This window comes from Pseudomonas sp. H1_A03 (genome assembly GCF_054685145.1).
Window position 1 is genome coordinate 4379928 of record NZ_CP162829.1, and the last position, 24084, is coordinate 4404011.

Annotated in this window: 17 protein-coding genes; 12 read left to right on the top strand and 5 right to left on the bottom strand. The window is 54.3% G+C overall.

What is annotated here, in order from left to right:
* Window positions 1–665 precede the first annotated feature (665 nt).
* The 4 genes from AB4O35_RS20395 to AB4O35_RS20410 all read left to right on the top strand — a co-directional run bounded on the left by AB4O35_RS20395 (window position 666) and on the right by AB4O35_RS20410 (window position 6822).
* Window positions 666–1316, top strand: a complete 651-nt coding sequence (locus tag AB4O35_RS20395; RefSeq protein WP_460149223.1) for a hypothetical protein — start codon at window positions 666–668, stop codon at window positions 1314–1316.
* Window positions 1317–1560: 244 nt separating this feature from the next.
* Window positions 1561–5142, top strand: a complete 3582-nt coding sequence (locus tag AB4O35_RS20400) for a hypothetical protein (RefSeq protein WP_460149224.1) — start codon at window positions 1561–1563, stop codon at window positions 5140–5142.
* Entirely contained in the window at window positions 5123–5602 is a 480-nt protein-coding gene (locus tag AB4O35_RS20405) for a response regulator (protein ID WP_460149225.1), read from the top strand. The genes AB4O35_RS20400 and AB4O35_RS20405 overlap by 20 nt, the downstream gene beginning before the upstream one ends.
* Window positions 5599–6822 carry a phosphorylase family protein gene (locus AB4O35_RS20410; RefSeq protein WP_460149226.1) on the top strand — a complete coding sequence of 408 codons (1224 nt, stop codon included), beginning with the start codon at window positions 5599–5601 and terminating at the stop codon, window positions 6820–6822. The genes AB4O35_RS20405 and AB4O35_RS20410 overlap by 4 nt, the downstream gene beginning before the upstream one ends.
* A 316-nt stretch (window positions 6823–7138) precedes the next feature.
* Here AB4O35_RS20410 and AB4O35_RS20415 read toward each other — a convergent pair whose 3' ends face one another.
* Window positions 7139–7405, bottom strand: coding sequence for a hypothetical protein (locus AB4O35_RS20415; RefSeq protein WP_460149227.1), 267 nt, complete (start codon window positions 7403–7405; stop codon window positions 7139–7141).
* A 91-nt stretch (window positions 7406–7496) separates the two neighbouring features.
* On the opposite strand from AB4O35_RS20415, the gene AB4O35_RS20420 reads away from it, so the two are divergent.
* Window positions 7497–7832 carry a hypothetical protein gene (locus tag AB4O35_RS20420; protein ID WP_460149228.1) on the top strand — a complete coding sequence of 112 codons (336 nt, stop codon included), beginning with the start codon at window positions 7497–7499 and terminating at the stop codon, window positions 7830–7832.
* A 368-nt stretch (window positions 7833–8200) separates the two neighbouring features.
* Here the strand turns inward: AB4O35_RS20420 and AB4O35_RS20425 are convergent, their stop codons facing one another.
* Window positions 8201–9352 (bottom strand): site-specific integrase, encoded by a 1152-nt coding sequence (locus AB4O35_RS20425; protein WP_460149229.1) that lies wholly within the window; start codon window positions 9350–9352, stop codon window positions 8201–8203.
* Window positions 9353–9430: 78 nt separating this feature from the next.
* Here AB4O35_RS20425 and AB4O35_RS20430 point away from each other — a divergent pair, with 78 nt between their 5' ends.
* The 4 genes from AB4O35_RS20430 (at window position 9431) to avs1c (ending at window position 17732) form a co-directional block, all read left to right on the top strand.
* The gene (locus AB4O35_RS20430) at window positions 9431–10393 is read left to right on the top strand and encodes a DNA-binding protein (RefSeq protein WP_460149230.1); all 963 of its coding nucleotides are present in this window, start codon (window positions 9431–9433) and stop codon (window positions 10391–10393) included.
* 81 nt (window positions 10394–10474) lie between these two features.
* The gene (gene avs1a, locus AB4O35_RS20435) at window positions 10475–11659 is read left to right on the top strand and encodes an AVAST type 1 anti-phage system MBL fold metallo-hydrolase Avs1a (protein ID WP_460149231.1); all 1185 of its coding nucleotides are present in this window, start codon (window positions 10475–10477) and stop codon (window positions 11657–11659) included.
* The gene (gene avs1b / locus AB4O35_RS20440) at window positions 11659–17463 is read left to right on the top strand and encodes an AVAST type 1 anti-phage system protease Avs1b (protein WP_460149232.1); all 5805 of its coding nucleotides are present in this window, start codon (window positions 11659–11661) and stop codon (window positions 17461–17463) included. Before avs1a ends, avs1b begins: the two co-directional genes overlap by 1 nt.
* 11 nt (window positions 17464–17474) lie before the next feature.
* Entirely contained in the window at window positions 17475–17732 is a 258-nt protein-coding gene (gene avs1c / locus AB4O35_RS20445) for an AVAST type 1 anti-phage system protein Avs1c (RefSeq protein ID WP_052963206.1), read from the top strand.
* A 628-nt stretch (window positions 17733–18360) separates the two neighbouring features.
* Here avs1c and AB4O35_RS20450 read toward each other — a convergent pair.
* Complete coding sequence (locus AB4O35_RS20450; protein WP_460149234.1) at window positions 18361–18750, bottom strand: hypothetical protein; 390 nt, start codon at window positions 18748–18750, stop codon at window positions 18361–18363.
* A 451-nt stretch (window positions 18751–19201) separates the two neighbouring features.
* Complete coding sequence (locus AB4O35_RS20455) at window positions 19202–20284, bottom strand: ComEC/Rec2 family competence protein (protein ID WP_460149235.1); 1083 nt, start codon at window positions 20282–20284, stop codon at window positions 19202–19204.
* 374 nt (window positions 20285–20658) lie between these two features.
* Between AB4O35_RS20455 and AB4O35_RS20460 the strand changes: the two genes are divergently transcribed.
* The 3 genes from AB4O35_RS20460 (at window position 20659) to AB4O35_RS20470 (ending at window position 22698) form a co-directional block, all read left to right on the top strand.
* Window positions 20659–21729 carry a ComEC/Rec2 family competence protein gene (locus AB4O35_RS20460; protein WP_460149237.1) on the top strand — a complete coding sequence of 357 codons (1071 nt, stop codon included), beginning with the start codon at window positions 20659–20661 and terminating at the stop codon, window positions 21727–21729.
* Window positions 21730–21761: 32 nt separating this feature from the next.
* Window positions 21762–22244 carry an MFS transporter gene (locus AB4O35_RS20465; protein WP_214917768.1) on the top strand — a complete coding sequence of 161 codons (483 nt, stop codon included), beginning with the start codon at window positions 21762–21764 and terminating at the stop codon, window positions 22242–22244.
* Between the two features lie 121 nt (window positions 22245–22365).
* Window positions 22366–22698: a hypothetical protein gene (locus AB4O35_RS20470; RefSeq protein ID WP_460149239.1), complete on the top strand. Its 333-nt coding sequence runs from the start codon at window positions 22366–22368 to the stop codon at window positions 22696–22698.
* A 455-nt stretch (window positions 22699–23153) separates the two neighbouring features.
* Here AB4O35_RS20470 and AB4O35_RS20475 read toward each other — a convergent pair whose 3' ends face one another.
* Entirely contained in the window at window positions 23154–24020 is an 867-nt protein-coding gene (locus tag AB4O35_RS20475; RefSeq protein WP_460149241.1) for a WYL domain-containing protein, read from the bottom strand.
* Between the last annotated feature and the right edge of the window lie 64 nt (window positions 24021–24084).

The following is a 24084-nucleotide window of genomic DNA, read 5'->3' on the forward strand; positions in this document are numbered from 1 at the left end:
GCCGCTCGCGCCGCCCCGTCCTCACTTGTACTACTCGCGAAACAGCGGGCCGTTGCTGGCGGGGGCTGTCGTATGCCCAGCTTTTTAGCAACAGTTCCCGTCGTAGCCATTTCGACGCGCGCCACGATATCGTTATAGGCTGCTCTGACTTGAGCGGTTGAAGCTAAAGCCATCATATGCTCCTAGGCAATCTCAGTCATTTTGAGTATAGATGGAGCTTTGACACGGATCGTAATTTTATTCGTGGCAAGTGGGATGTGGGATTGCGTACTGCTATTGACTGACGGCAAGGAAGACTAATGTTGAGGTTATCGCCCTGGAGTTGCCGACACGTAGCGCGGCGAGGGGGGGGGCGAGCAGACACTCTGGGGTATGATATCGAGTGATGAGAGCTGGCTAGGCTTACAGGCTATACTGTCCCGTGCTGACTTGACCGCTAGTATTAGCTTTAATCCCGAGGATGACTTGGTCTCAAATGTTGAGATCGAATGACATTCGATTCCGAAAAGTTCGCTAGCGATAGAGATCTGCGTTGAGTAGCCCAAATGCATCCCAGCCGATAGACCATGGTCGTTGAACCATCACCTCTTGCTTCGGTTTACGCCTCCAACCCTATAAACGTGATCTGACTCCCGTAGCCTCATTTTGCTTTGAAGGAATAATGGATGATTCAAGATTTTCTAGCGCAGATTAATGGCACAGTCGCTGCGCTCACTGCCGTGGTTGGAGTGATTGTCCTAACTCTTACCAGTTTCTTTAAAATCTTCTCTCTGTATGACCGCCACTGGTCACGGAGGCATCATAAGATTTTGAAAGAGCTACGTGCACTCGAAGTCTCTCAAAGTCCCTTCACTCACTACCTAGATGAAGCTATTTACCTTGAGAGCTATCGTATCGCCAGCGGAATCCGTGCGAATAAATTGAAGGCTGATTTTCTGCTTCGATTGGCCTTGATAGGTCATTGGAACCGTTGGCAAATTCGGCAAATCGCTCGATTTCTGGTTGTTTCCCCCGAAATGCCTACGCTGACGCTTCGGATCAGCAGATGGGATATCGCTGGTGCGCGCTTATCGCTGTCTTTAGGGCTCTTGATTATGGTCATAGGTGCCGTCCTCGGGTTTGCTGTAATGGTGAAGGGAGCAACGTTTGGTTCTTTCTACGCTGGGATAGGACTTGAGATTGCGTTTACTGTTGTTGCGGCACTGGTTATGTCCAATTACAACACCTATAAGGTAGCTCGGCAGTTCAAAGACTATGCGAACGATCATCCAGAAATTTTCGCTGATGAAGAGTCTGGATTGAAGGCACCCATATGAAGCGTCAGAAGCGTCATGAAGGTTTAATAATTGTGGTCGGTCGCGGTCAAGCCTTGCAGTCCGGGTGAAAGACCCAATACCGGAATGATATCAAAAGGCCTTCTCATGCGATCTTTATAGGTATACACTGAAAAATGAAAAATTTTTAATGATTGGGCGCGACAAATTTTTGCATAACAAAAATGGTTGCCCTTAGGGGCGTATAAAATAATCCCTAGTACCTTAACCTGCTCGGAATGGAATCATGGCAAAACGGGATCCCAAAAAGAATAAGTCAAAACCGGTCAATCAAGCGAAAGCGAAGCTTCGAGGCGTAATAGGCGCTGCTCGAAACGCAACGACCTATAATATTAAGGGTTCTTATAGCTACGATTTTGCGCAACGGAAAAGTTACTGTTCGCAATCTTTGAATGTAAATCTTTTAATAGCTAGACAGGAACTTCCATTTAATGATTACAACGAATTTCTAGAGTGGTCTGATAGTCAGCAGGATTATCTGCTGCCGAAATCATTCAAAGAAGTAAAGCCGACGTTGTCCAGTCTGAGCTTTGTGCGTGATACAAAAGAGATTTCTCTTGTTTCTGAAGCATTTTGGTTGTCGCACAGGTTGTATAGAGAGCGAGAAACTATTGCAGAGTTTCTAGAATTGAGACGGAGAATTGAATTCAATTTTTGGTCGGGTAATTTACAAGCGATTTATAAGGATTTTGCGGAGATTTCCGAAAGGCTAGGTCAGTCAGTTTGGTTGGTGGAGGCTCGACTATCTATAGAGCAGGCTTTTAAAGGTCTGGAAAGCCAGAAAAAAATTCTCGAAGTAATTCGACAGGAAGCGGGGCGTGGGTTTATTCGGTTTTTGTCTCACCGAATTAGCATGCGCAACGAAATGGCCGTCACAACGCAACGGTTTTCTTCTAATCTTAACGCATATATAGCTTCCAGACCAAATATGAAGATGGAGACAGCGGAGTATCTAAAATTTAAGCTGTGCCACAATATTCCCACCACCGAGTCTGAAATCTGCTCGATTATCAGGTTTCAGCAAAACCATTCAATAATTGATTGCTATGAGGGACTAGTCAATATTGTCCAAGAACTTGTGGGTGTGGAAGGGGGGCAGGATATTCTTAGTGTGCTCTTTAGTGCTCTGGTTAGATTGAATATAGACGACGAACGCGTATCTAAGCTCGAGATGGTGTACGGAAGACGTGATGCCGACCCACAAAGTGTGTGTGACATAAGGCCAGCGGGATTGTTGCTAAGTGGAAAGAATGTGGAAGCAAGCCGTGCGGCTCTGCGATCTTTTCAATCCAATACTTCTAAGGATGTTTTTCAGTTATACATTGCTGCAGAAGCTTTTTCTTTCGGTGGTGAACGTACAAATGCCAAGAAGGAAAAAGAGAGAAGGCCGGAATACGATTACACACGACAACTTTCAAATGTGATTTCAAAAAACTCGGACTCTGCGCGGTCGTATGATTTTTTAGAAAAAACTCTCCGTAACTTTCACGTGTTCCCATCATGCAAGGCATTTTTAGATGTTGTACAGCGAGAGCACGATCCTATTTCCTACAAAAATGAGAAGGCGAAGCTGTACTTTTTCCTGAACAATCCTAAATTTTCACCGTTGGATACTCCTCCTGGCTCAGAGCTCGAAAAGCTTCTTTACAAAGACGGCTCTGCGATGGCGTCAGCAGTGAAGAGTTTCGTAAGCATTCGAAGGTTAGAAAACTATAACGATCGTGAATTACCACTGACCGCGATTACGATAGCTAGAGTTTCGGGAGCCTTTCAGAAGGGGCAGTACAAACTAATGATTGAAGCACTGGACGAACAAAGGGGGCAGGATGGGTTTGAGGTTGTAGAACCTAGGTTCATTTCTATTCAGGTGGACGCCCTCATATCGCTTGGTGAAACTCGAAAAGCAATTAAGATATTTGGACATGTTGTTTCAACCGGCAGGAGCTACGTCGGCCTATTGCCATTTAATGCGTTGGTAAATAAAGATACCAAGTGGGCTGACCTGCGTCAGTATTCAGATGAAATTTCTGTTCCCATAATTTTGCATCAAATTTATAAGTCCAACCCTAGTAATGGACTGGCTACTCTTCGTAGGACTGCGGTTGATTCGTTCATCCGAAGTAATGATCTTGAGAAGCCGTCAAATCTTTCTGATCATATTGAGCGATTTGGGAAGAAGAACGTTATTTACTTTATGAGGAACTTGTGCTCGTCATCTATTTTAGATATGTGCAAGTGCCTAGAGGGTACCAAGGCCGTAGATGAGGAGCGTTTGCGAGTATTTGGTGCACTACTGGATTTAGATCCTGAGAATAGCGAGTTGTATCAGGATGAGATACTTACGCTTTCAAGCAGCCTCCGAATTAGAGAAGGATTAAAGGTCGTTGATGGAAGTAGAATACACGTAGATTTAGAGGGGATTTCGAGATGGGCCCATGCTGAACTTCAGGAAAGTCTATCCCGATACAAAAGTCTGGTTGAAGCGGGTGTCGGGATTGCTGAAGACTTGGACGACGTAATTAAAGATTTTATGGTGCAGTCTAATCCCAAAGCTTATCTTGATTCGCCTAAAAGTGAAGCGGACGATATCGTTGTCTCTATGCTCTGGGCGCTTCGGGAGCGCTTCTTGTTCGATAAGCCACATGGATTGAATAGTTATCTTAGTAAGCGTGTACGACACAATTCAATCGCCGGGTATCTAAGGGGGGCACTCGATAAAGACTCTTTAATCACGCAAATCAATGGTGGTGAGTACCGGAAAAATGTGCACTGGGAAAATATTCTGAAGGAGCGGGGGTACCCCGTGTCAGAAGTAAAAATAGTCTTGGAGTTGCTCAAGGATTTTGGTATCAAGTATGATGCGCTAACGTCCAACCTGAAAGATTCCGTCCTGCATATCAAGCGGCCCGAGTATCCTAACGGATTAATCGATCTGCCTTTAGCTCCAGCGCTAGTTTATATGGCTCGCTCCGCTCTCCAATCGTCAAAGTATGATTTGGGTTCTTGGTTTGAGGTCTGTATTGCCATGTTCTGGCTAAGACTCGAACCTTCGCTTTTTCGCGTTAGAGAAGTGCTTTCAAAAGAATATAAAAATAGAGCTGTTGCTCTGTTTGATAATCTCCGAGCCGATTTGGTTAAAGGGCTTGGTCGTGATAATCAGTGCCACGATCTGAACAGCGCGATAACTGATGCGTCCATCGAACTACAAAATCTAATAGACAGGGCCGCTGATTGGTTCAATAAGCGCCAAGGGGAACTCAGTAAGTATGCATACTCACTTACTGAGATCGTTGATATATCCCTTCAATCAGCATTGACTAGGCACAGAAGCTGCAAGATAAATATTGACAAGGAGGTCATACAGACAATCGAGTTAAGAGCCGACGCTTTAGTATTAGTCGCTGATATATTCCTAGTGGTGATTGGCAACATATCCGACCATTCTGGATGCCGAGAGAACGCAGATCTTAAAGTGATGGCTCGAATGGATCAGCAGCGGAACATCATTAATTTTAGGTTCGAGAGTTCGGTCGGGATAGGCGCTTATAACGATAAGAGTTTAGAGCTGATTGAGGCTACTAGGGCGGACATACGGTCGGGCGCATACATAGAGAAGATGGCTTTCGACCGGCGTAGTGGCCTATTTAAAGTAGCATCTATAGTGAAGCCTGAGGTCGGAGGGCGTATTGAGTTTGGATTTCAAACGGAAGAAATTTTCTTTCTGGATGTAGATTTAACTCTGGCTGTAGAAAGCATTAACTTTAGCCCTTATTCTTCGGAGTTGAGTGATGAGATTGTTACTTGTTGAGGATGAGGGACCTAAAGGCGAAAAAATTGCCTCTTGCCTTAAAGATAAATTTCCTGATGCTGATTTAAATTTAGCTAGGTCGGTTCGTTCAGCGCTCAAAAAACTGGATCAGATTCCGTATGATTTGGTCGTCTTAGATATGTCCCTTCCGACGTTTGATATAAGCGAAGATGAACACGGGGGGCGTCCGCAAGGCTTTGGCGGCGTCGAAGTAATGCGCGACATGATAAATTACGAAATAATTACTCCCGTCATTGTAGTGACTGCCTATGAGTACTTTTCAGCTGATAATGACGAAGAACTTTTTCATGGAAAAGAGTCCACACTGATGGAGCTCAAAGATGAGCTTAGCGAAGAGTTTCCAGAGATTTTTATAGAGCTTATAAAATACGACACCTTCACGGATGAGTGGAAGGCTCAGTTGGTAGAAAGCATCGAAGCCGTCGAGGGCAAGTTGTGAATATTTTAATAATTGATGATAATCGCGCGAAAATTGTTCCACTTATCAGAGGCATGTTAGCGTTAAATATTTCTAGAGATAAGATTCATACTGCGGAGTCTGCTTCGGACGCGCGTTTAAAACTGCGATCGGAATTATACGATCTAGTGGTTTTGGACCTCTGCTTGCCTGAAGTCATGGAGGAAGATCCGTCCTTAGAGGCCGTTAAGCTTTTGCTCGAGGACTTACATGATCCTGAGCAGGATTTACGCAAGCCTAAGCTCGTTGTCGGTTTTTCCGCATACGAATCTTTTATCGTAGAAATACAAAGTCTGCAAACATGTTCTTCTATGGTTTTTCATCGCTACGATGAAAAAACCGATGACTGGCTTAAGGGTATTTTAAACTGCGTGCAATATATGCTGAACCTAGAAGCTGGTAAAAGTTCAGCTCCTGAGTCGGTTGACCTTTGCATAATTGCAGCTCTTTATAATCCGGAATACACGGCGATATTAGATTTACCTTGGGAGTGGGGTGATTTGGAGTTGCTTGATCAAACCACACCGATAAGGCGAGGGCGCTTGATGTCAGGCGGCAAGTCTTATTCTGTCGTGATTGCTCACAGTATACGGATGGGTATGGTTGCTGCAACTATCTTAGCAACTAAGTTGATAGCACTCTGTAGGCCTAAATTCTTAGTTATGCCAGGGATATGCGCAGGCGTGCCTGGAAAAACAAACTATGGTGACATATTGTTAGCCAATCCGAGTTGGGATTATCAATGCGGCAAGCGTTTATCGAATGATGAAGGCTCTCAGTTTTATATAGCACCCCATCAAATTCATGTGAGCGAAGCTATAGAAACTCGTATTTTGCAAATATCACGAACACCTGGCTTGTTGAGGAAAATTAAAGACGGATGGCCCGGTGAAAAACCGGACGCGGAGCTTCGTCTCCATTCCGGACCAGTTGGTTGTGGTTCGGCGGTACTTGCTGACTATGCTATTGTCGAGGATATAATTGAAACCCAGCAGCGCACGTTGCTCGGTATTGAGATGGAAATTTATGGTGTCTATAGCGCTGCTAATAGCGCTCCTGATCCTAAACCCATTTTTTTCGCAGTTAAGTCGGTATGCGATCATGCAAACAATCAAAAAAACGATACTTATCAGAAGTATTCAGCCTTTACCAGTGCGCGAATTGTGCAAGAGTTCTTTGAGCGGTACATGTCAGAGTTCTGAGATGATCAGATAATGCGATGTTGCATTGAGTTTTAAGCGTGGTTTTTTAAATGTTAGCGCTAGTGGGTGATGAAGTATTAGCTGCAAACACTACACAATCGCTTGTGTGAAGCCTGCCTGAATAGCTGCTCGCTATTCAGGTACTGGCGAACAGCGTTGAGGAGTGTATTGTTCATGCTGGCGTTGAGACAGTTTACGGCATGCTTAAAACTGACAAGTATCCGTCGGGAAGGCGCAAAGACTTTGCAGGCACGGTTCCCTCTCTAAAAGTAAGCACGCACCATAAATCTGCTAAGAGTCCAAAAAAGGGCGTAATTTAAGTCCTTTGGGAGAATTGTTTGCACGAAAGACCATCGGTTCCTGACCGAAGCTCAAGGCTTTTGGATCTGAGTTTAGCTAACCCTTGCTTGATATGGCCGGCATTTTCACCCATAACATACATCGCACCGCGGACATTTTCGCCGAAGTCGTCTGACCCTTGTCTCTCGGCGTGGATTGCCAATTCCATCAGCGAGGCCTCTAGGGCCAATTGATTTTCATACAGCCTTTCCAACAGGTCTGATAGTGAGTATTCCACCGTCATCTCATTCGAATTCCTGCCAAGAAAATTCAAGCATAGCAGCCGACCGGGTTAGAATCGGCCACGTGATGTATCAAGCTCAATGAGAAAAATAATGAGTACCGAACTTACAGAAGAAGAGATACGTCGAGCGTTATTCGGCGACGTCGAGCCGCCAGCGACAGTCGCCATGGTGCATCAGCAAAATATCGCCCCAGATGGCGTGCCAGTGGTGCCTGTTATGCGTGCGAAGAAGAAGGCCTCAATCTCAAAAGGTTTTACACCCAGGCTGAGGGTCACGCTGCGTGTGGGGAACGATTTTGAGGGTCAAATGCACGAGCTGGTGCATGAGGCTGATACGCTGAGTTCCCTCGTTGCAGAGCAAGAGGCAACCAAGGCTGCGCGGAAAAAATTCAAGTACGTGGAAGTAGTATCGGTCAAGTCGATGTAACTGCGTATCGCCGTATCGTTAAAGCTGCCCGGTGTTATCGAGGAGGGCTTTAGAGTTGCGATTGTTACTTCATGCCGCTGGAGGGTGGGGATCCGCTGAAACGCTCTAAGATTGTGGCCGCTGCCGGCGTCTTAGCGCTGATAGATGACGGGGCTCAGGCGAAGGGTTAACCACCGCCATTGCAGCGGCGGCCGTCTTTTTTTGATCGGTTTCATCCTGCTTGAAGCGTGTCTGGTGAAGGTAAAAGGCGAGCTGCTGCTGGTGGACCGCCAGGCGATGAACCGTGGTGCTGCGCCAGCATTCGACACAAAATCAAACTCAAACAGACCTGCGCGCAGTACGCGCGCGTCCGTACGCGTACCCAGCAACTAAGGTTGCTCGGTAGCTTCGGTTGCCCCAATGTGTTCGCCCTTCGGGGGCTCTTGGTCATCAACGGTCAATGACTTAAGTAGGGTCGTGACTCGACTTTCCAGGAGTGCACCGGCTTGAAAGTAGCCCATGACCGTACTCACACTGCGGTGCTCGGTCATCGCCATCACTTCACCCAATGGCACCCCCTGACGGCCAGCCTCGGTCACGAACCCTGAGCGCAAACTGTGTGCTGCCCAGTCGCCGTCCAGGCCCGCGAGTTTTGCACGACGCTGAACGATGCGGGCCACCTGGTCAGCTGATAGGCCTGCCGTTCCCACGTTGTCACCCTTATACAGGCGCCGAAACAGCGGTCCCGACTCTGCAGGCGCAGCCTTAAGCCATTCGGTCAGCGCTTGAGCGGCGGGGCCGCGCAACGGCTTTTCACGACGAGTGCCGCGGGTGTCGGTCTTGGTGGTGCCTAAGGCATACAGCCAGGTGTCGGCGTCTAAACGGCGCAGGTCCTCGATCTGCAGGCCAATTACTTCCGAGCGGCGGCGTCCGCCGCCGCTCCAGGCCAGCAAGAGCAGGGCGCGATCGCGAATGCCGCGCATGCCGTCGTCGCACGTGGCGAGCAGTGCCTGCAGGGGTTCGAGAACGATCGCGGTTTTCTTGCGCACGTTAACGCCGTGACGTGATTGCGCCTTGCGCGCTTCGCGCATCAGCGTCCTTAAAGCCGGCGCTTCAGTCGGGCTATCCCACTCATTGATTCGGTGCCATTTACCGATTACCGCAAGCCGGTGAGTGACGGTGTTGAACGCCAGCGGTCCCAGCTTGCTTTTGACCCGGGCGGTGACCAAGGCGGCGTCAATGCCGGGCGGCAACAGGTGTGCCCAGCCGCCATCGGCCAGCGGCCGTGCCAGGTGATCGAGGATAAACTGCACGGCTACTGCTAGGGGGAGGGGTGCATCGCCCAGCGCTTTGCCATAACGCAGCTGCAACCAGGCTGACCAGTAGGCGAGGGCGCTCCGATAACTGCGCACCGTGTTGGCCGCAGTGCCGGAGGCGATAAACGCCGCTGCGGCTTCCTGGGCGTGGAGCGCCAAGGATTGTGGGTCGAGCAGCATTTCGTCGACCAGAGCTAACTGATCTGTAATATTTAATACGTTCAACGTATTATTAATCCATATCTAGAAAAATAGGGTCGGATAACATTTAATTATCAGACCCAATATACGTGGAGATAAGCCATGGCAGTAGGGGTGCCGGAACACGAGGTGTTTGCCGCCGCCGATGCGGTGTTGGCGCGCGGCGAACGGCCAACGGTCGAACGCGTGCGCCTGGAACTCGGGCGCGGCAGCCCGGCGCGGGTTGGCGGCCTGCTCGATCAATGGTGGGCGCGCCTGGCCGAACGGCTGAACGGTGAGACACGTCTGCCAGCGTTGCCAGCCGAAGTGGCGCAGGCCTTTGTTGCCATCTGGCAGCAGGCGACTCATCTGGCGCAAGGCGTCGCCGAGCAGTCCCTGGACCAGCATCGCCAGGTGCTGGCCGCCGAGCGCGAGCGCGTGGCCGTGATTGAAGGCCAGGCGCGCCAGGATGCGGCGCAGTTTCGGCAGCAGACGGCAGAGGCTCTGGCTGGGCGGCAGACAGCAGAAACTCGGTTGGCTGATTTGGACCAACTGCTGGCCCAGCGCGCGGCGCAGATCGAGGACCTGCAGCAACAACGTGGCGCCTTGCAACTGGAGCGCGACGCCTTGCAACAGCAGTTGCAGGCTCTGCAAGCCGAGCTGCACGACACCCAGCACCAGGCCGAGCACGCACGGCTGGAGCAGGATGCCTACGTGCGGGGCGTCGAGGACCGTGCCTACCGCGAAATTGATCGGGCACGCGAGGAGAGCAAGACACATCAGGTTGAACGCCGAGAGCTACAGCGCCAGCTCGACCAACTGCAGCAACGATTGGAGCAAGACCGTCACGCCTTGAGCGAGACGCAGCGACAGGCAGCCGCTCAGCAAGCGCGGGCCGAAGTGGCAGCGGAGCAGGGCGAGCAACAGCTGCAAGCGCTTGAAGGCCGCCTGCATGCCACGCAGCAAGCGCTTGACGCAGTGCGGCATACGGCCGTGGCCCAACAGGCGCGTGCTGACACGCTGGAGCAGCAACTGGCCCAGCAGCAGGCGTCGAACCCGCGCAAGCCCAGAATCAAGAAAGGGTGAAGTGTTGGGGCGCGAATTCTTCGCCTTGCCAGCCGCCGTCCCTTAGACTGTGCAGCCCTAATCGGACGTCTGTTGGGCAGTATGCTGAAACTGAAGATGTATCCGGCAAATAAAGGTGATGCGTTTCTCGTCAATGCCAATGGCAATCACTTGCTGATTGATGGCGGGTATGCCAGTACCTACACCGACTACATTGCTCAGGATCTGGCGGAATTGTCACGACAGGGCGGGCGTCTCAGCCTGGTGGTATGCACCCATATCGACGCCGATCACATCGGTGGGCTGCTGACCTTCTTTTCGACCAATGGCGGTCCTGGCAACCGAGGCATCGACGTCGACGAGGTCTGGCATAACAGTCTGCGCTCCTTATCGTGCCCTGCCACCGGGCCAAGCCTGACTGAAGATACCACGGTGCTTGAAGCCATAAAGCGACGAGGTTTCCCCGTACCTCCCGAGCAGGCGGCCGATCCGATCAGTGCGCGCCAGGGCAGTTCGCTAGCCAAGCTCCTCAGAAGCCAGGGTTATCACTGGAATTTCGGTGACGGATCTCGCTGCATAGACCGCCGCTGCGCGACACTCGACCTGCCGCATACAGTACAGCTTGCCGTGCTGGGCCCTAGCGTCGCGCGGCTGGAAAGTCTTCGCACCTTCTGGCTCAAAGACATGCAGAAGTTCGGCTATCGAGGTGCAGCGCAAAGCAGCGATCTGGTGGACGATGCCTATGAGATGTGGTGTGCCCATGCTGCTCAACAACCAGTTTCTGCGGGCATTCAACCGATTGCTGCAAATCAGGAGCTGTCGTTGGCGCAGGTGTACAAGGCCGACACGTGGATTGCCAATGGCAGTTCCATTGCACTGTTGTTGACGGCGGGGCGGTCAACCGTGCTGTTGTTAGGTGATGCCTGGGCCGAAGACATGGTCGAAGAACTGAAGTGCCGGCAGCCAGAGTCGGGGCCCTTGTTGTTTGACGCCATCAAGATCGCTCACCATGGGAGTTATCACAACACCAGTGTGGAGCTGTTGGCTTTGGTGGACGCCCCATGCTTTCTGATTTCCACCAATGGCAAGGGAAGGCATGGTCATCCGCATTTCGAAGTACTGAAAGAAATCGTCGACCGGCCAGCGTCTTTCGAACGCATGCTGTATTTCAACTATGAAACCGCAGCCTCACGACGGTTGCGCAACTACTCATCGAAATCCGGAGCGCGTTTTAGCGTTCACGTGGTTGAAGGCGAATGGATTGACCTTGGAGAAGCCCAGCTGTGATGGATGAAGCTGTCAAACAAGCCACCTGCATGATTATCGGTAGCGAGGATGTAGGGACCGGTTGGCTGATTACACCCTCGCTCGTGCTGACGGCGCTGCATTGCGTCAAAGCCACTGCGGCGGCAGGCGGCCCCCTCACAGCCCGCTTCGGGACTGGTACTGCTGCGAATCAGTATGCTGTGGTGGTTGAAGCGCTGGACGACGATCTCGATGTATGCCTGCTGCGCCTGCCTGCGCCCTTGGACATTGAGCCGATTCCACTGGACGGCAGCCTGCCCCGGGTGGGTGCAAAGTGGTACGCGTTCGGCTATCCGACGACCAAGGTTGATATTGGTCATGCCCTCAACGGTGAAGTCCAGCAGATATTGAGCGAACGGGTGCACGGAGTGGACCTCGACCTGTCGGTCGCTCCAGGATCCCACCTCTCCGATTATCAAGGCCTGTCAGGCGCGGCGCTCATGACCGGCCGCGTTTGTCGCGGCATGCTGCGGCTGAATGTCGACACGGCGCTCGCTGCGCTGAGCATCGACCAGTTGCGTCCATTCCTTGAGGCCCACGGCGTGCTGCCTGAACTCCTTGTCGATGCCGAGCAGAGCGCGCCGCATGGCGCTCGCCCGGAGTTTGACGAGCTTTTTGAAAGCCGCCTGGCGAGCCTGAACGGCGGTTACCTCTGGGTGGAGGGCGCGCACGGTATTGGCAAGTCGACCTACTGCAGGCAGTTTGCACCGCGCACCCAGCCACTCGAAGTGCTCGGGGTGTACGCGCTTTCGGAGCGAGGTCGAGGAATAACGCCCGCGCACCAGGCTCAGCCGGAAGTATTCTTTGACTGGATCAACTCGTTATTGTCGCTGCAAGTGAGCGGGAAGCCGGCCAGGTTGCGGGAGCTGTCCTACCCTGATCTGATCCAGCAGACCCATGAAGTGCTCAACGCGCTGGCCCATCGGCACGCCGCTGCCGACAAGGTCGGGGTGCTGTTTATCGACGGCCTGAACGAAGCTGTCGGGGTGAGCACGGATAGTCTGCAGCGTTTTGTCGGCTTACTACCCTCGGTTTTGCCTCGCGGGCTCGTGATCGTCATTACCGGGGTTGGCTTGGAAGCGCATGCCAGCAGCATCGGCCCCCTGCTGCAGAGCGCGGGGCGCTTGACCCTGCCGGCCCTTGATCACGACAGTCAGCACGCGTTGTGCATCGAGTTGCTCGACCCGGGTGTAGCGACGTCGACGCTGGTGGCCCTGCTGTGTGAGCGGGCCGTGGGCCACCCGCTGTACCTCCATTACCTGGCGGATCTGGTGAACGGTGGCGCTAGCGAAGCCGATATTGCTCGATTGCCCGCCTTCAGTGGCGCCATTCAGGATTATTACGAGACGCTCTGGGGACAACTCCTGCCGGACCCCGACGCGATCAATCTGCTGGGGATCATTGCCCGGCTCCGTTGGGGGATTTCCACAGCAGACCTGAGCGTCATGCTGCTGCCCGCCGAGAGCGCCGTCTACATCGCCACACTGGCCCGGATCCAGCACTTGCTTTCTCGAACGGGTAACACCGAGATCTATCATCCATCCTTTTCGGAGTTTGTAGCGCACAAGACCTCAGCCATAAACCAGCGCCTGCAGGAGCGGCTGGCGACTTTCTGCGTGACTGCGGAGAGTGGCGACTACGGACAGCTGAACAGGGTCTATCACGGCCTGCTGGGTGGAAAGCAGGCACAACTGCTGGCCATCGGAGAATGTCAGCAAACATGGGTGGACGCCGCCGTTGTGCTGGGCTCAGAGCCCGATGTACTCCTTGGCGACATCGATCATGCGCTCGCCGCCGCGACGCGTATCGGTATGGCCACCGACATGGTCCGTTTGCTGCTGCTGTCACAACGATTGACCTTTCGCTACGACACCCTGTTTACCCAGTCAGCCGAGCGGGTGGCGCTGGCTCTGCTGGCGCTCGACAAAACCGATGAAGCACTGCGCCATGTCATTCGCAATGGTCGCCTGATTGTGAGCGCGCACGAAGCGTTTACAGTCGTCCATGCGCTGACGCGCAAGGGCCGCCAGCGCGAAGCGCAAACCCTGCTGGATAAGGTTCAGCTGTCGCTGAATGCGGTATTTGAACAGTGGCAATCCAAGGGTAGCATCGAGACTGATCGGCTCATCGAGACGATCCAACTGCGCTTGCACGGCTTTGCTTTAGCCGTAGCAGCGGGTGGACAGCCGCCAGTGAAGCGCTTCCTTAACGCGATCGTGCATCAATTCGTGCGCGCCCCGCATAGTCCGTTTTCCGTCGAAGAGCAAAATGAAGTTCTGTTACAGCTCACAGGTAACCTGAGCGGCGCGCTGCTTTGTCTGCGCGGACAGTTTACGTCGCTCCTGCAGCTCAGACTCCCTAACACCGATCCCGAGCAGATCCTGCACTCGCTGCTCCACACGCTGGTCTTCGCCGAAATGAACTCCCGCCTGTATGGTGTTCGCCTGGCCCGGGAGAGTATCAACTTGCTGTTGGAGGATTTGGAAGCGGTCAGCCAGACACTACAGCAACCCCAGGATCTGCGCTTCGTCGTTGTCGATACGCTGATTGAGACGGGGGCCACTCGGCCGCTGGTACGAAGGTGCACAGTGGGCATTGCCGACACCCCGCAACCGCTGGCCTTGTATAAAACCAACTGTGCCGACCCCGATCGGAAGGGTTTCCACGAGTCGTATCGGCAGCTGCGTGCCCGGTATTTCCTCGATGACACCCAGCTACAGCCGGTGGTCCACCCGATCCAGCCGCATGACTGGGAAGGCCCATTGCGCTCGATTGCTGCGGCCATCGCCTGGGCTGATGGTACCGCGCGCAGGGCCACGGCCGAGGCGGATCACGCCACTGTCGATCAGGTATGGTCCTGCGTAACTGATGTGATTTTACCGGCTTGGGCCATTCCCCTCGCCTCTCGGATCCTGTGGCAAGGCGCCTACAGCATTCCGGAGACCATCATCCCTGTTCTGTACGAGCGTTTAGCAAAACTGATACTGGACTGCTTTCCCCTGCGGTCAGGTGTGTTCATTCAGGTGCTTGAAGCGGCGTTTGATCACCAGTTCGGCCTCTACAACGAAGGTTTCCGCCAGGCGCTCGCGGGTGTCGCGGGGCAGTTCGTCAGCGCCGAGTTAACGGTGGACACGGCGGACGCGCTCTTCAACCTGATCATCCGCTGGCGAGACTACGTCGCGGCAAATGTCGAGAACCGATACGAGCTGATACCCGAGCTATTGCGCATTGTCCCCCTGCTGACGCGATTGGACGCGACCGAACAGGCTTTCCAAACGTATCAGTTGGCACTGCGTTTTTCGATGGGCCCAAGCTGGTACAAGGAGGATCAGTTGTCCCTGATGTCCAGTACGCTTGAATCCCTCCCGATCGAGCTGAAGGTGCCCCCGACAGCGCAGGCACAAATTGCGGCTTACCTGGAACGAGCCAGCGGGGAGATGACGTTTCAGCGGTATGTTCGGGCAGACAAGGGCAGCTTCATCTCTCAACTCTGCCGGCGTTCGTTGTACGCTGGTGCCGTTCAGTATTTCAAGCATCAGTCTTGCGGGTCGCTGGCGCAACTATTGGCACAAGCGGCGGCCGGTGATCTGGACAGGGTATCACCGCTGGTTGGCATGCGATTCCCGGGCGGCGCGCTGGAGGAGCAGGCGGCCATGCTCGCCTTGCTTCGCCAGGTGCCGAGCAAGGCGGACTGGCGGCTGCGCTGGGCGCTGCTTGAGGTGTACCTGCATGGTGATGAGCGACACCTGGGCGACTGGGGACGAGAGTACGCGCTCATGATCACTGCACTGGAAGTTGAGCCAGACGATGTGGCCTGGGCGACACGGCGAATCCGGGTCCTGGTTCAAGGCATGCGCGCTGAACGTGCGTGGATGCTGTTGAGGGAGTCGGTCCTCCCCTTGTCCGCCGCTATCAACGCTGACCTTGCCCGCTTGCTGGAAGAGACCGAGGCGCGCGTAGGACAGGAGCGCCTTGCGCAACTCGCCTCCATGTTTGGTTTTGAGTCTGCGCAACCTCGGGCGGCAGAAAAGGCGACGGGTAGCCCTGAGATACAGCCAGATCAGGTTGATTCCCTTGCGGACGAGCTCTACCGCCCAGGTCTGTTCGGCAAAGTGTCGGTTGAAGAGCAGGCCCGCAAAGATCTAGCGGCGGCGCGCTCGCTCCTGCGCCGAGGTAATTCGAACGCGGCAGTCAACGCCTGTATCGAAGTCCTGCGCAACCTCCAAGCGGGAGGATGGTCCATCTGGTCGAACAACCATACCGGCACCGCGGCGGAGCGGCTGATCATCGCCGAGGTACAAGACGGCAACGAGTTGGCCCGTCTTTATGGCCCGCTGTTGCTCGAGGAGCGCCACGTGCAGCGATGGCGCATCGCATCGCACCTCATTGACGTCGTGGCCAACAAGGTAGCGGCGCCACAACAGGTTGCCTTGCTTGACATCGCCATTGAGCATGTCGGACAAATGGTGGGAGAGGCGTCGACTGCAGCGTTCGACTACCTTGACCGCTGCGAGATCGAGGCCAACGAAGCGCTTTTTGAACTGTTGCTCTGGACCCTTGATCATCCGGCCTGGGAACGCCGCGACAGCGGCGCGGCCATGCTGCTCTGGCTGTCCTCAAGGGATGACACCTGGTTTGCCCAAGTGGTGAAACTTGCCTTTTCAATGGATCCGCGCAACCGGTCGGACATCGCTGCTGCCGTTCTCGACGTGCTGTCCTGCCGCAATCCGGCGGTGTTGTGGCAACGCTTAGCACCACACCTCATCATCGCTGAGGTTGTAGCAGAATGTCGTCACGTAGCACGGTTTGCCACGCTTCTGCGTATCGCCCAGCGGGCGAGTGAGCAAGGCTGCGCGACTGCAGCTAGCGTGGCGTTGGCGATGCGCGCAATTTGCGCTGACGGCCCTGTTCCAGCGTCTGCCCAGTCGCCTGCAGTACCTGAGTTCTTTCCACAGGAGCTCCACGAACTCTGGCATACACTGGCAGAGCTCGGTGCCCTCACGGAAGCGTCGCTGACGCAGCTTGGCACTGTGCTAGCCGATACCTGTCGACCGCTCTCTATTGATATGGCACAGCAGCTGGAAATGAAAACTGCGCAGAGTTTTCGAGAGCCGGACCATCTCTCCACGGATCGTTGGGCTGGTAAACTGCGCTACGCCTTGAACGCGGCATTGTTTCGCCCCATGCCTGTGGACAGGCTGCTCTCCATCGAAGCGGCGCTGCGCACCTACAATCCGAGCACCATTGCCGCGCCCAAGGACGGTAACCGATTGCTCTCTGGCCTCGTGACCGCACTGGAAAATGGTGACGAGCAGGACTATCGACCCGCTTGCGACGATTTGGTGTTTCTGGATCTCCAGTGCTTCGTGGAGTTGGAAGGGGAAACCGCGTTCATTGAACTTGTCCCGCATCTGGTTTCTCCTGATCCCAGACAAACGCCGTATCGCTCAGGCTATGGATTTAAATCAACGGAGCTGCCACCCGATACCCCTGATCAGCAAATGGCGATCAGTGTCAGGGCTCAGCCAGTTGTCGCGTACTTTGCCTCGCTCAGTCCGGCGGTGCCTACTCACAGTTTCACCCAACTGATCGGGGCCAGCCCCTCTGCAACAATCAGGTACCATTGGCGCGATGGCAGCAGTGTTACGAGTACCGGCTGCAGTCGTCGATACGAGGCCGCACTGCTCGCCGTACAGAGGGGAGCACTCACGCTTCCTCCAGGCTGGAACATCGTCTGGGCGCTGCGAGTCAACGGGAATGTGCGGGCAATTCTGCAAGATGTTTAGAGGGCGATGACATGCTGACATCTTATGCGACACCGCTGACGCGGGCGGATTTTGAAGCGCGTTTGGGCTACTCGGCGGAACAGTGCCGCATGGGACTTATACACTTTGCCAAAGGGCTACGAGGCACTGAAAGCCTTACCCAAGTGCGGTGTTTGCCCAACGGCAGAATCGATTTGCTGAGCATCGACGAAGCAGCCCGCTTGCACGCGAACATGATGTACCAGATGCGGAATTTCACACCCTCGGTTGCCGAGGAAGGCATCGAATAACGCGTTGCCGGCCCGACCTCGAGCCAGGCCATTTCGTCCATTTTATGCAGGATCGAATGTGCTCGCGGCCGTCTCGGCCAAGCCAGAACGAACGCCCGGATGCTCGCTCAACGGCTTTGGCCGCTGCAACATATTTGTGCGGCTTTTGATATTTTGTCGTTCGGACATCTGACCGTTGTCGGCCTGCTGTCTGCACACCTTTGGGCACGGCAGCGATTCATTTGATCTACGCCGCCCCCTGCGTGGTGTGGGGTTGTAGCCGCGTAGTTTCGCTTCAGCATCACCTCGGTGTTAATGCTCAATGCTTGAACTCAACATGGCTGAGTGGAGCTGGATCGCCGTTTCGCGCCTGGGAACGCCCGGATCGCAGGTTTGCAGCAGCTCCTCGAGCAGGCCAATGTTAAAAAGGATCCACGGCTCCAGCCCCCACTCTACTCCGGGTCGCCAACCCGCACGGCCGATGCGGGGGGGCGGCTTTTTCCGCTTGGGGCAGGGGACAGGTGTTCGCGAATTGTAACCGGAAGGGGGAAGGCTGCCGGGCCGGCGCCCTGTGTCGGGACAACACGTCTGTGGCATTGCTCAGCTTTAGCAAGCGGCTTTCGCCCCCTGCTAAAGGGAGTGCCCGGGTCTATGCGGATTTTTCTGCCGTGGCGCGTGCCGCTCGTGGCTTCGGCGCCCAGGCTTCGCAGGTCAGGACGAGAGTGCGTGCGTAGGAGAAAGCAGCCTCACGTACGGACTGTTCGGTGAAATACCTCAGCCACAAAAACAGCATGGCCAGCGACACTGCAACCGATGTCAGCTCCCCACCATTGAGCAACGATTCCGGTGTCGCCGCCGCCTGGAAGCGGATTACCCAACTATTCAGGCCGTGTCGAACCCCCACCCAGACCAGACTGCCCAAACACAGGCTGATCGCGACACACCGCAATCCGAAAGCATTGCGGCGGAAGCCGTAGGAGATGTTGTCCTTGTACAACAGGCCGAATTGCTTGGTATCACGTGTGGCATTGCGCAGCATATTTCCCGCGGAAGTATAGAGGGCGTCCGCCGCTTGCGGATCGGCGGCTTCCTCACCTGCGTTGGGGGGGGGGGGGGGGGGGGGGGGAAGCGAGCGCCCATCTTCTTCGCAAGAATGGCGTGATAACGCTGGAGAGAGGCCACGTCGAAGGTGGTGTTTTCCCGATGGCGCAATACCTGGGTACTGGGCATGCCCCCCCAGTTCTTCCACAGCGCGGGCTCCTTGGCTTTTCCGCCACGTCGGGCAAAATCAGCCAGTAGATACAGCAGACCGCAGACGATCAACGCGGAAACCAATGTGCTGAGCACCCCGAGCTTCTCGCTGTACAGCGAGAACACCAGCACGATCACCGGCGACAGGGTCAGGAGCGCAGGGTACAGACGTGCCTGTCGTTCGTAGGGATCGGAGAACTGACCGATGGCCTTGGCAATGGATGCCCCCGTACTGACCGTCATTCTTCGACTTCCTCATAAAACGGCAGATAGGTGATCGGCCCCCAGCCTTCACGCTTCGGTGTGCCCTGGGTGAAATGAGAAATTGCCCGCCCCTTGGTCTGGCCAACGCGAAAGCCGCGACGAAGGAATGCATTGGTAACAACCTTCTTCGGGTGCCGCGGGGCGTTAGCGGCCGCTGACACATAGGCCGTCCGTGAGGGTTGATCCGGAGTGTTCTGCAGCGGCTCGCCCACGATCATATTCAAGGTCTCGGTGGACACGTTGTGCCGACCGCCATGGTGGGGAATCTGCACAAAGCTGACACGCTGGGGCAAATCAATACCAATGCTGCTGGCAAAGTCCGCGCAGGCGCGCAGGGCCTCGATGCCCGCATCCCCGGTCAGCAGGTAACCGCCTTTCCCGACGGTGGCAAACAGGATTGCGCTGCTTTCATTTTCAGCCGAGGTCGTTACCGTATCGGGCAGATATTCCCTGTCCCACATGTCGGCAACATACCCGGCCGCTTCCTTGATCATGTCGAAGAAAGAGGCCGCGGTACTCTCTTCTTTCTTGAGCTCAGGGGATTTTTCAAACTGGGGGACTAGTCCGTGGACATAATGGTCTCGGGTGGGTGACAACACCGTAAAAATCCCGATCTGGCTGCCGGCGAACGGTTCGTGGATCGGAATGTCTCGCTCCAGCGCGGCTTTTTCCAGGGCATTCGCGGCCGACATTTTTTGCTTCAGGCGCTCGGCAAGGCTGTCGTTGGTGATCCGACCATCGTGGAAATAATGGCGAATCTCGTTGCTGTACGCCCAAGGGCGGTGCATCCACAGTTGGCCTACCGTCAGGTTCTCCAGGACGTGCAGCAATCCCCCCGCATGGTCATTGTCCGGATGCGAATTGACCAAGTAATCGACGTAATGCGAGTTGAAGTGTTTTTTGACATGCTCGACCAGGTCAGCGCCGTAGGCCTTGGTGCCACCGTCATAAATCAGGATTTTGTATTGATCATCCTCGCGCCAACGAACTGCGATCGCGTCGCCACTGTGTTTACCTTCCCCCACGGGCAAGAAGTCAATTTCGATACCGTTCACCATTTTAAGCGCTCCAAATTTTTGTTGTTGTCTCTGCTGCCGACCAGCGCTCACGAGGAATGGCCGTCTAAGTGCGCGGCATTGACTGGGTGGCGGCCACTGGCCACTATCTCATGCACAACATAGGGTTGGATCCAACTTATTCAAGGGCGGTCACGGAAATTATTTTGTCCGGCGGGCGCAGCGATAAATTGGCGATGGGGTGGTCCGCTGCACGCGGAGACAACAGGATGAGCCAGCCCATGGCTGGCAAGGCTGGTGGGGTACAGCACGACGATTGGCTTGACGGGCTGGGCCAATCTGATGCAGCGTGTCAAAGGGCCAGTATGCTTGGCATGTGGCTCGACCTCAATTAAGCACGAAGGGAGCGCAAGGACGTGGCGGACAGTGTTGAGATTGACTTTATCGGCGTCGAAACCTCGAAAAGCGGCGATGCCATTACGGTGCGTTACACCATCAACGGCACCACCCAAGTACACGTGGTGGACGGGGGCTATATTGACACTGGCCCCCAGATTATCGAACACCTTCAACAGCATTATGGAACAACGCGGATCGACCATGTCGTGCTAACCCACCCCGATCGTGACCACGCCAATGGCCTGAGAGCGGTGCTTGAAAATTGCAGTGTGGGAGCACTATGGCTCAATCGACCCTGGCAGTACGCCGCAGAGCTGCTGCCCCGTTTCGCGACTTATACCTCTGCCGACGCACTGGAGCGAAAGTTGAGGTCGGTGTATTCCGCCAGCGCAACGCTCGAAGCGATTGCCCTAGCGCGAAATATCCCAATCTACAGCCCACTACAGGGCCAGCGTATCGGTGCCTTCCACGTGCTGGCGCCTTCTCGCCGCCGATATTTGGACTTGATCGTGGAGTCCGAAAAAACGCCGGAAGCCGAGGAGGCCTCGGTGATCGGCGAGTCTTTCGAGGGCATTGCCAAAGCGTTTCGAGCATTGACAAACCTGGTGAAATCGGTTTGGGGCAATGAGTATTTTCCAGCTGCCGGTACGAGCAGTGAAAATGAAATGAGCGTCGTTCAATACGCAAAAATCAATGAATCGAAAATCCTGTTGACCGGCGACACCGGCCGCGAAGGGCTGACCGAAGCAGCGGACTTCGCCCCCCATGTCGGTTTGGCGTTGCCCGGGCTCGAGTTGTTTCAGGTGCCGCATCACGGTGGCCGGCATAATGTGTCCACCGAGGTGTTAGATCGGTGGCTGGGGGAACGACTACCGTCGCTGCCGGATGAGCCGGTGTGGTCGGCGATCTGCAGTTCCGCAAAGGCGGATGAAGACCATCCGCGAAAGTCGGTAGTGCGTGCGATGATGCACCGGGGCGCGCATTTCGCAGCCACGGAGGGCACCGACATTCTGTGGTTCAACGGCAATCAGCGAGTAGGGTGGTCGGCGGTGCCCCAGACGGCTTATCCAGAAGAGCAAGAAAATTGACCGATCCTACTTCGAGAGTCACGACCAATCTCATGCTGTTCATTATCCCGCTTTATCTGGTACTGCTGTTGTTTTTGGCGACGTATTCCATTGGCGCGATGGCATTGGGTTGGCTGAGCCAACCCTACGAGGTGCTGAGGGTGCCGCTGATGTGTGGGGCCATTGCATGCGTTGGGGGATGCCTGTACTGCTTAAGAGCGGTGTATCTCAACAAATGTGTGCACAAACGTTGGGATCCCGATTGGCATGTTTGGTATTTCATTCGACCGATCACCAGCATTGTTGCCGGCGCAGTCAGCTACCTGTTTTTAAAGGCTGGATTGTTGGTCCTTGAATCCAGCGCTAAAAGTGATGCCAGTGAAATCGGTTTTTTTGCCCTGGCATTCATTGCGGGACTGAATGTCGACAAGTTTGTCGCCAAAATCGAAGAGGTGGCCAAAGCCGTCTGGGGCATCGATAAGTCGAGAGCTTCCGAGGTGCGCAAGGACGATACTTCTGCAGGCGACCGGCAGTAAGGCACACGCCGGGCCCTGACCGCATAGGGCCCGTGGCCTTCTGGGCCGACCGGCCCGTTTGAGGTGTTTCCCAGGAATCCTTCAATGTTTCTAAGGAGTTAAGGTGGCCAACTAACTTGTCTTGCTTGATCACACATTTGAGTCACAGAAGGAAGCGGAAGCTTACTTTTATGCCCTGCGCGACAAATACAGCGCCTCTGCGGCCGATATCACCCAGCCGCAGGAGTTCGAATTGCTGCGTGAGCTTTACCTCAAATATTGTGAGTACACGGATTGGCCAGTACCAGCCTCACCCATAGTTTTTTACGTGCGCAATGTCGGAAGGGGTGTGGGTGGTAAGGGGGGAACAACACAAGCTTTTGTCGTTCGATTCAATTCCGACGCGAAAACCGATAAAGAGTTCTCGGCGAAGAAGGCCATCCAAGCCATCGCGAAACACCACGCGACCAGGTGAGACCAAGTAAGGCACAGGAGGGGCAAGGTACGCTGCGCCCCCCCTGCAACGTCACAGGATCCTCAATGATCTGCAGGGTGTTCACGCCGTCGACAGTCAACGCGCACCAGCTGACGCCCAGGTCCCACCCCCCGCTGCGGCTGGGCATGACAGGGGGGATCAGGAGGACAGGCCTGTTCCAACTCGGAATGGATGGTATCCATTTTTCCGGTCTAAGGCTCGCGCCGGAGAATTGATAAATTGAGCCACCGGAGCACTTCGGGCTTGGATCAATTCTTAAAAATGGAGACACCCGATGGGTCTTGAACTGTCAGGAAGGGTGGCATTGGTCACCGGCGCATCGAAGGGCATTTCTGCCTTCAACACCGCGGGGATTGCGTTATCCACCTCTTCAGGGAGTATTCAGTCTCGGCGTGGTGCGGTCTCGCCAGCGAGCAGGGCTCATCATTATTGGCCTACTGTCCGGATGCGGCGCATTCTTCAATTCGTAACATTACGATTTGCTGCGAATCCTTAAGGGGTTCATCAGGCGTTATATCCAAATTTAGGCGCCGGGTTAAATAATACAACTGGGCCTTACGAGCGCGGATCTTTGTCTCGCCGTTGATCATTTGGTAATCGTGTTCAATGGCTAATCTTTTGGGGTTGGAATAATTAGGATTTGGGCCGATCACGATATCAATGAAAGTTTCCCATTCAACATCCTGAGGAACTTCGCCAGGTGGAGCGATTGATTCTGTGATCTGCATGATGCGACCGAGCACGTAATCCTTGTATTTTGACGATTTAAAACAATAAGCACGTATGTGCCATCGAAACCCATCATGGGCAAATGAAGTGGGGTAAATTGTGCGGGTCGCGGCTTCGTCAAAACTTGTCAGGGACCGGTAATCGCAGACTACTGCCTGCTGTCTTTGCAGCGCTCTAATCATACTCACAAGTATGTGAGGCTCGACCTTGCGAGTAGGCGAGGGGAGGCTAGCAACGGGCGGCGCCCAACCGATGAAGCTATCGCCCGGGGCAACGGTGCCGTGCTCACGCAACAACAGTTCGTTCAAATATTGACTGCTGTCAAAACTGGCCAGAATCGGCTTAAAGAAGGGTGAGGCGACGTAGGTCTTGAGGGTGCGATCGTAGATCAGGTTGTCCGGTGCAAGCTCCTGGTACCTGGACAAGTCCAAGGATGCTTGGGGAACAGAGATTCTGAAAAAGGTCGTTAGGTCGGAGCGATTCAATCGTCCCTCCCACAGCAGACGGAAATCGATGAACTCTAGTCTTCGGTCTTGACCCCATCGGCCAGTACGGGTGATCTGCTCGGTCATGTTATTGATTTTCCATGATTTTTTATATGCGTATAAAAATTATCCGCATAACTACTAGACGGGT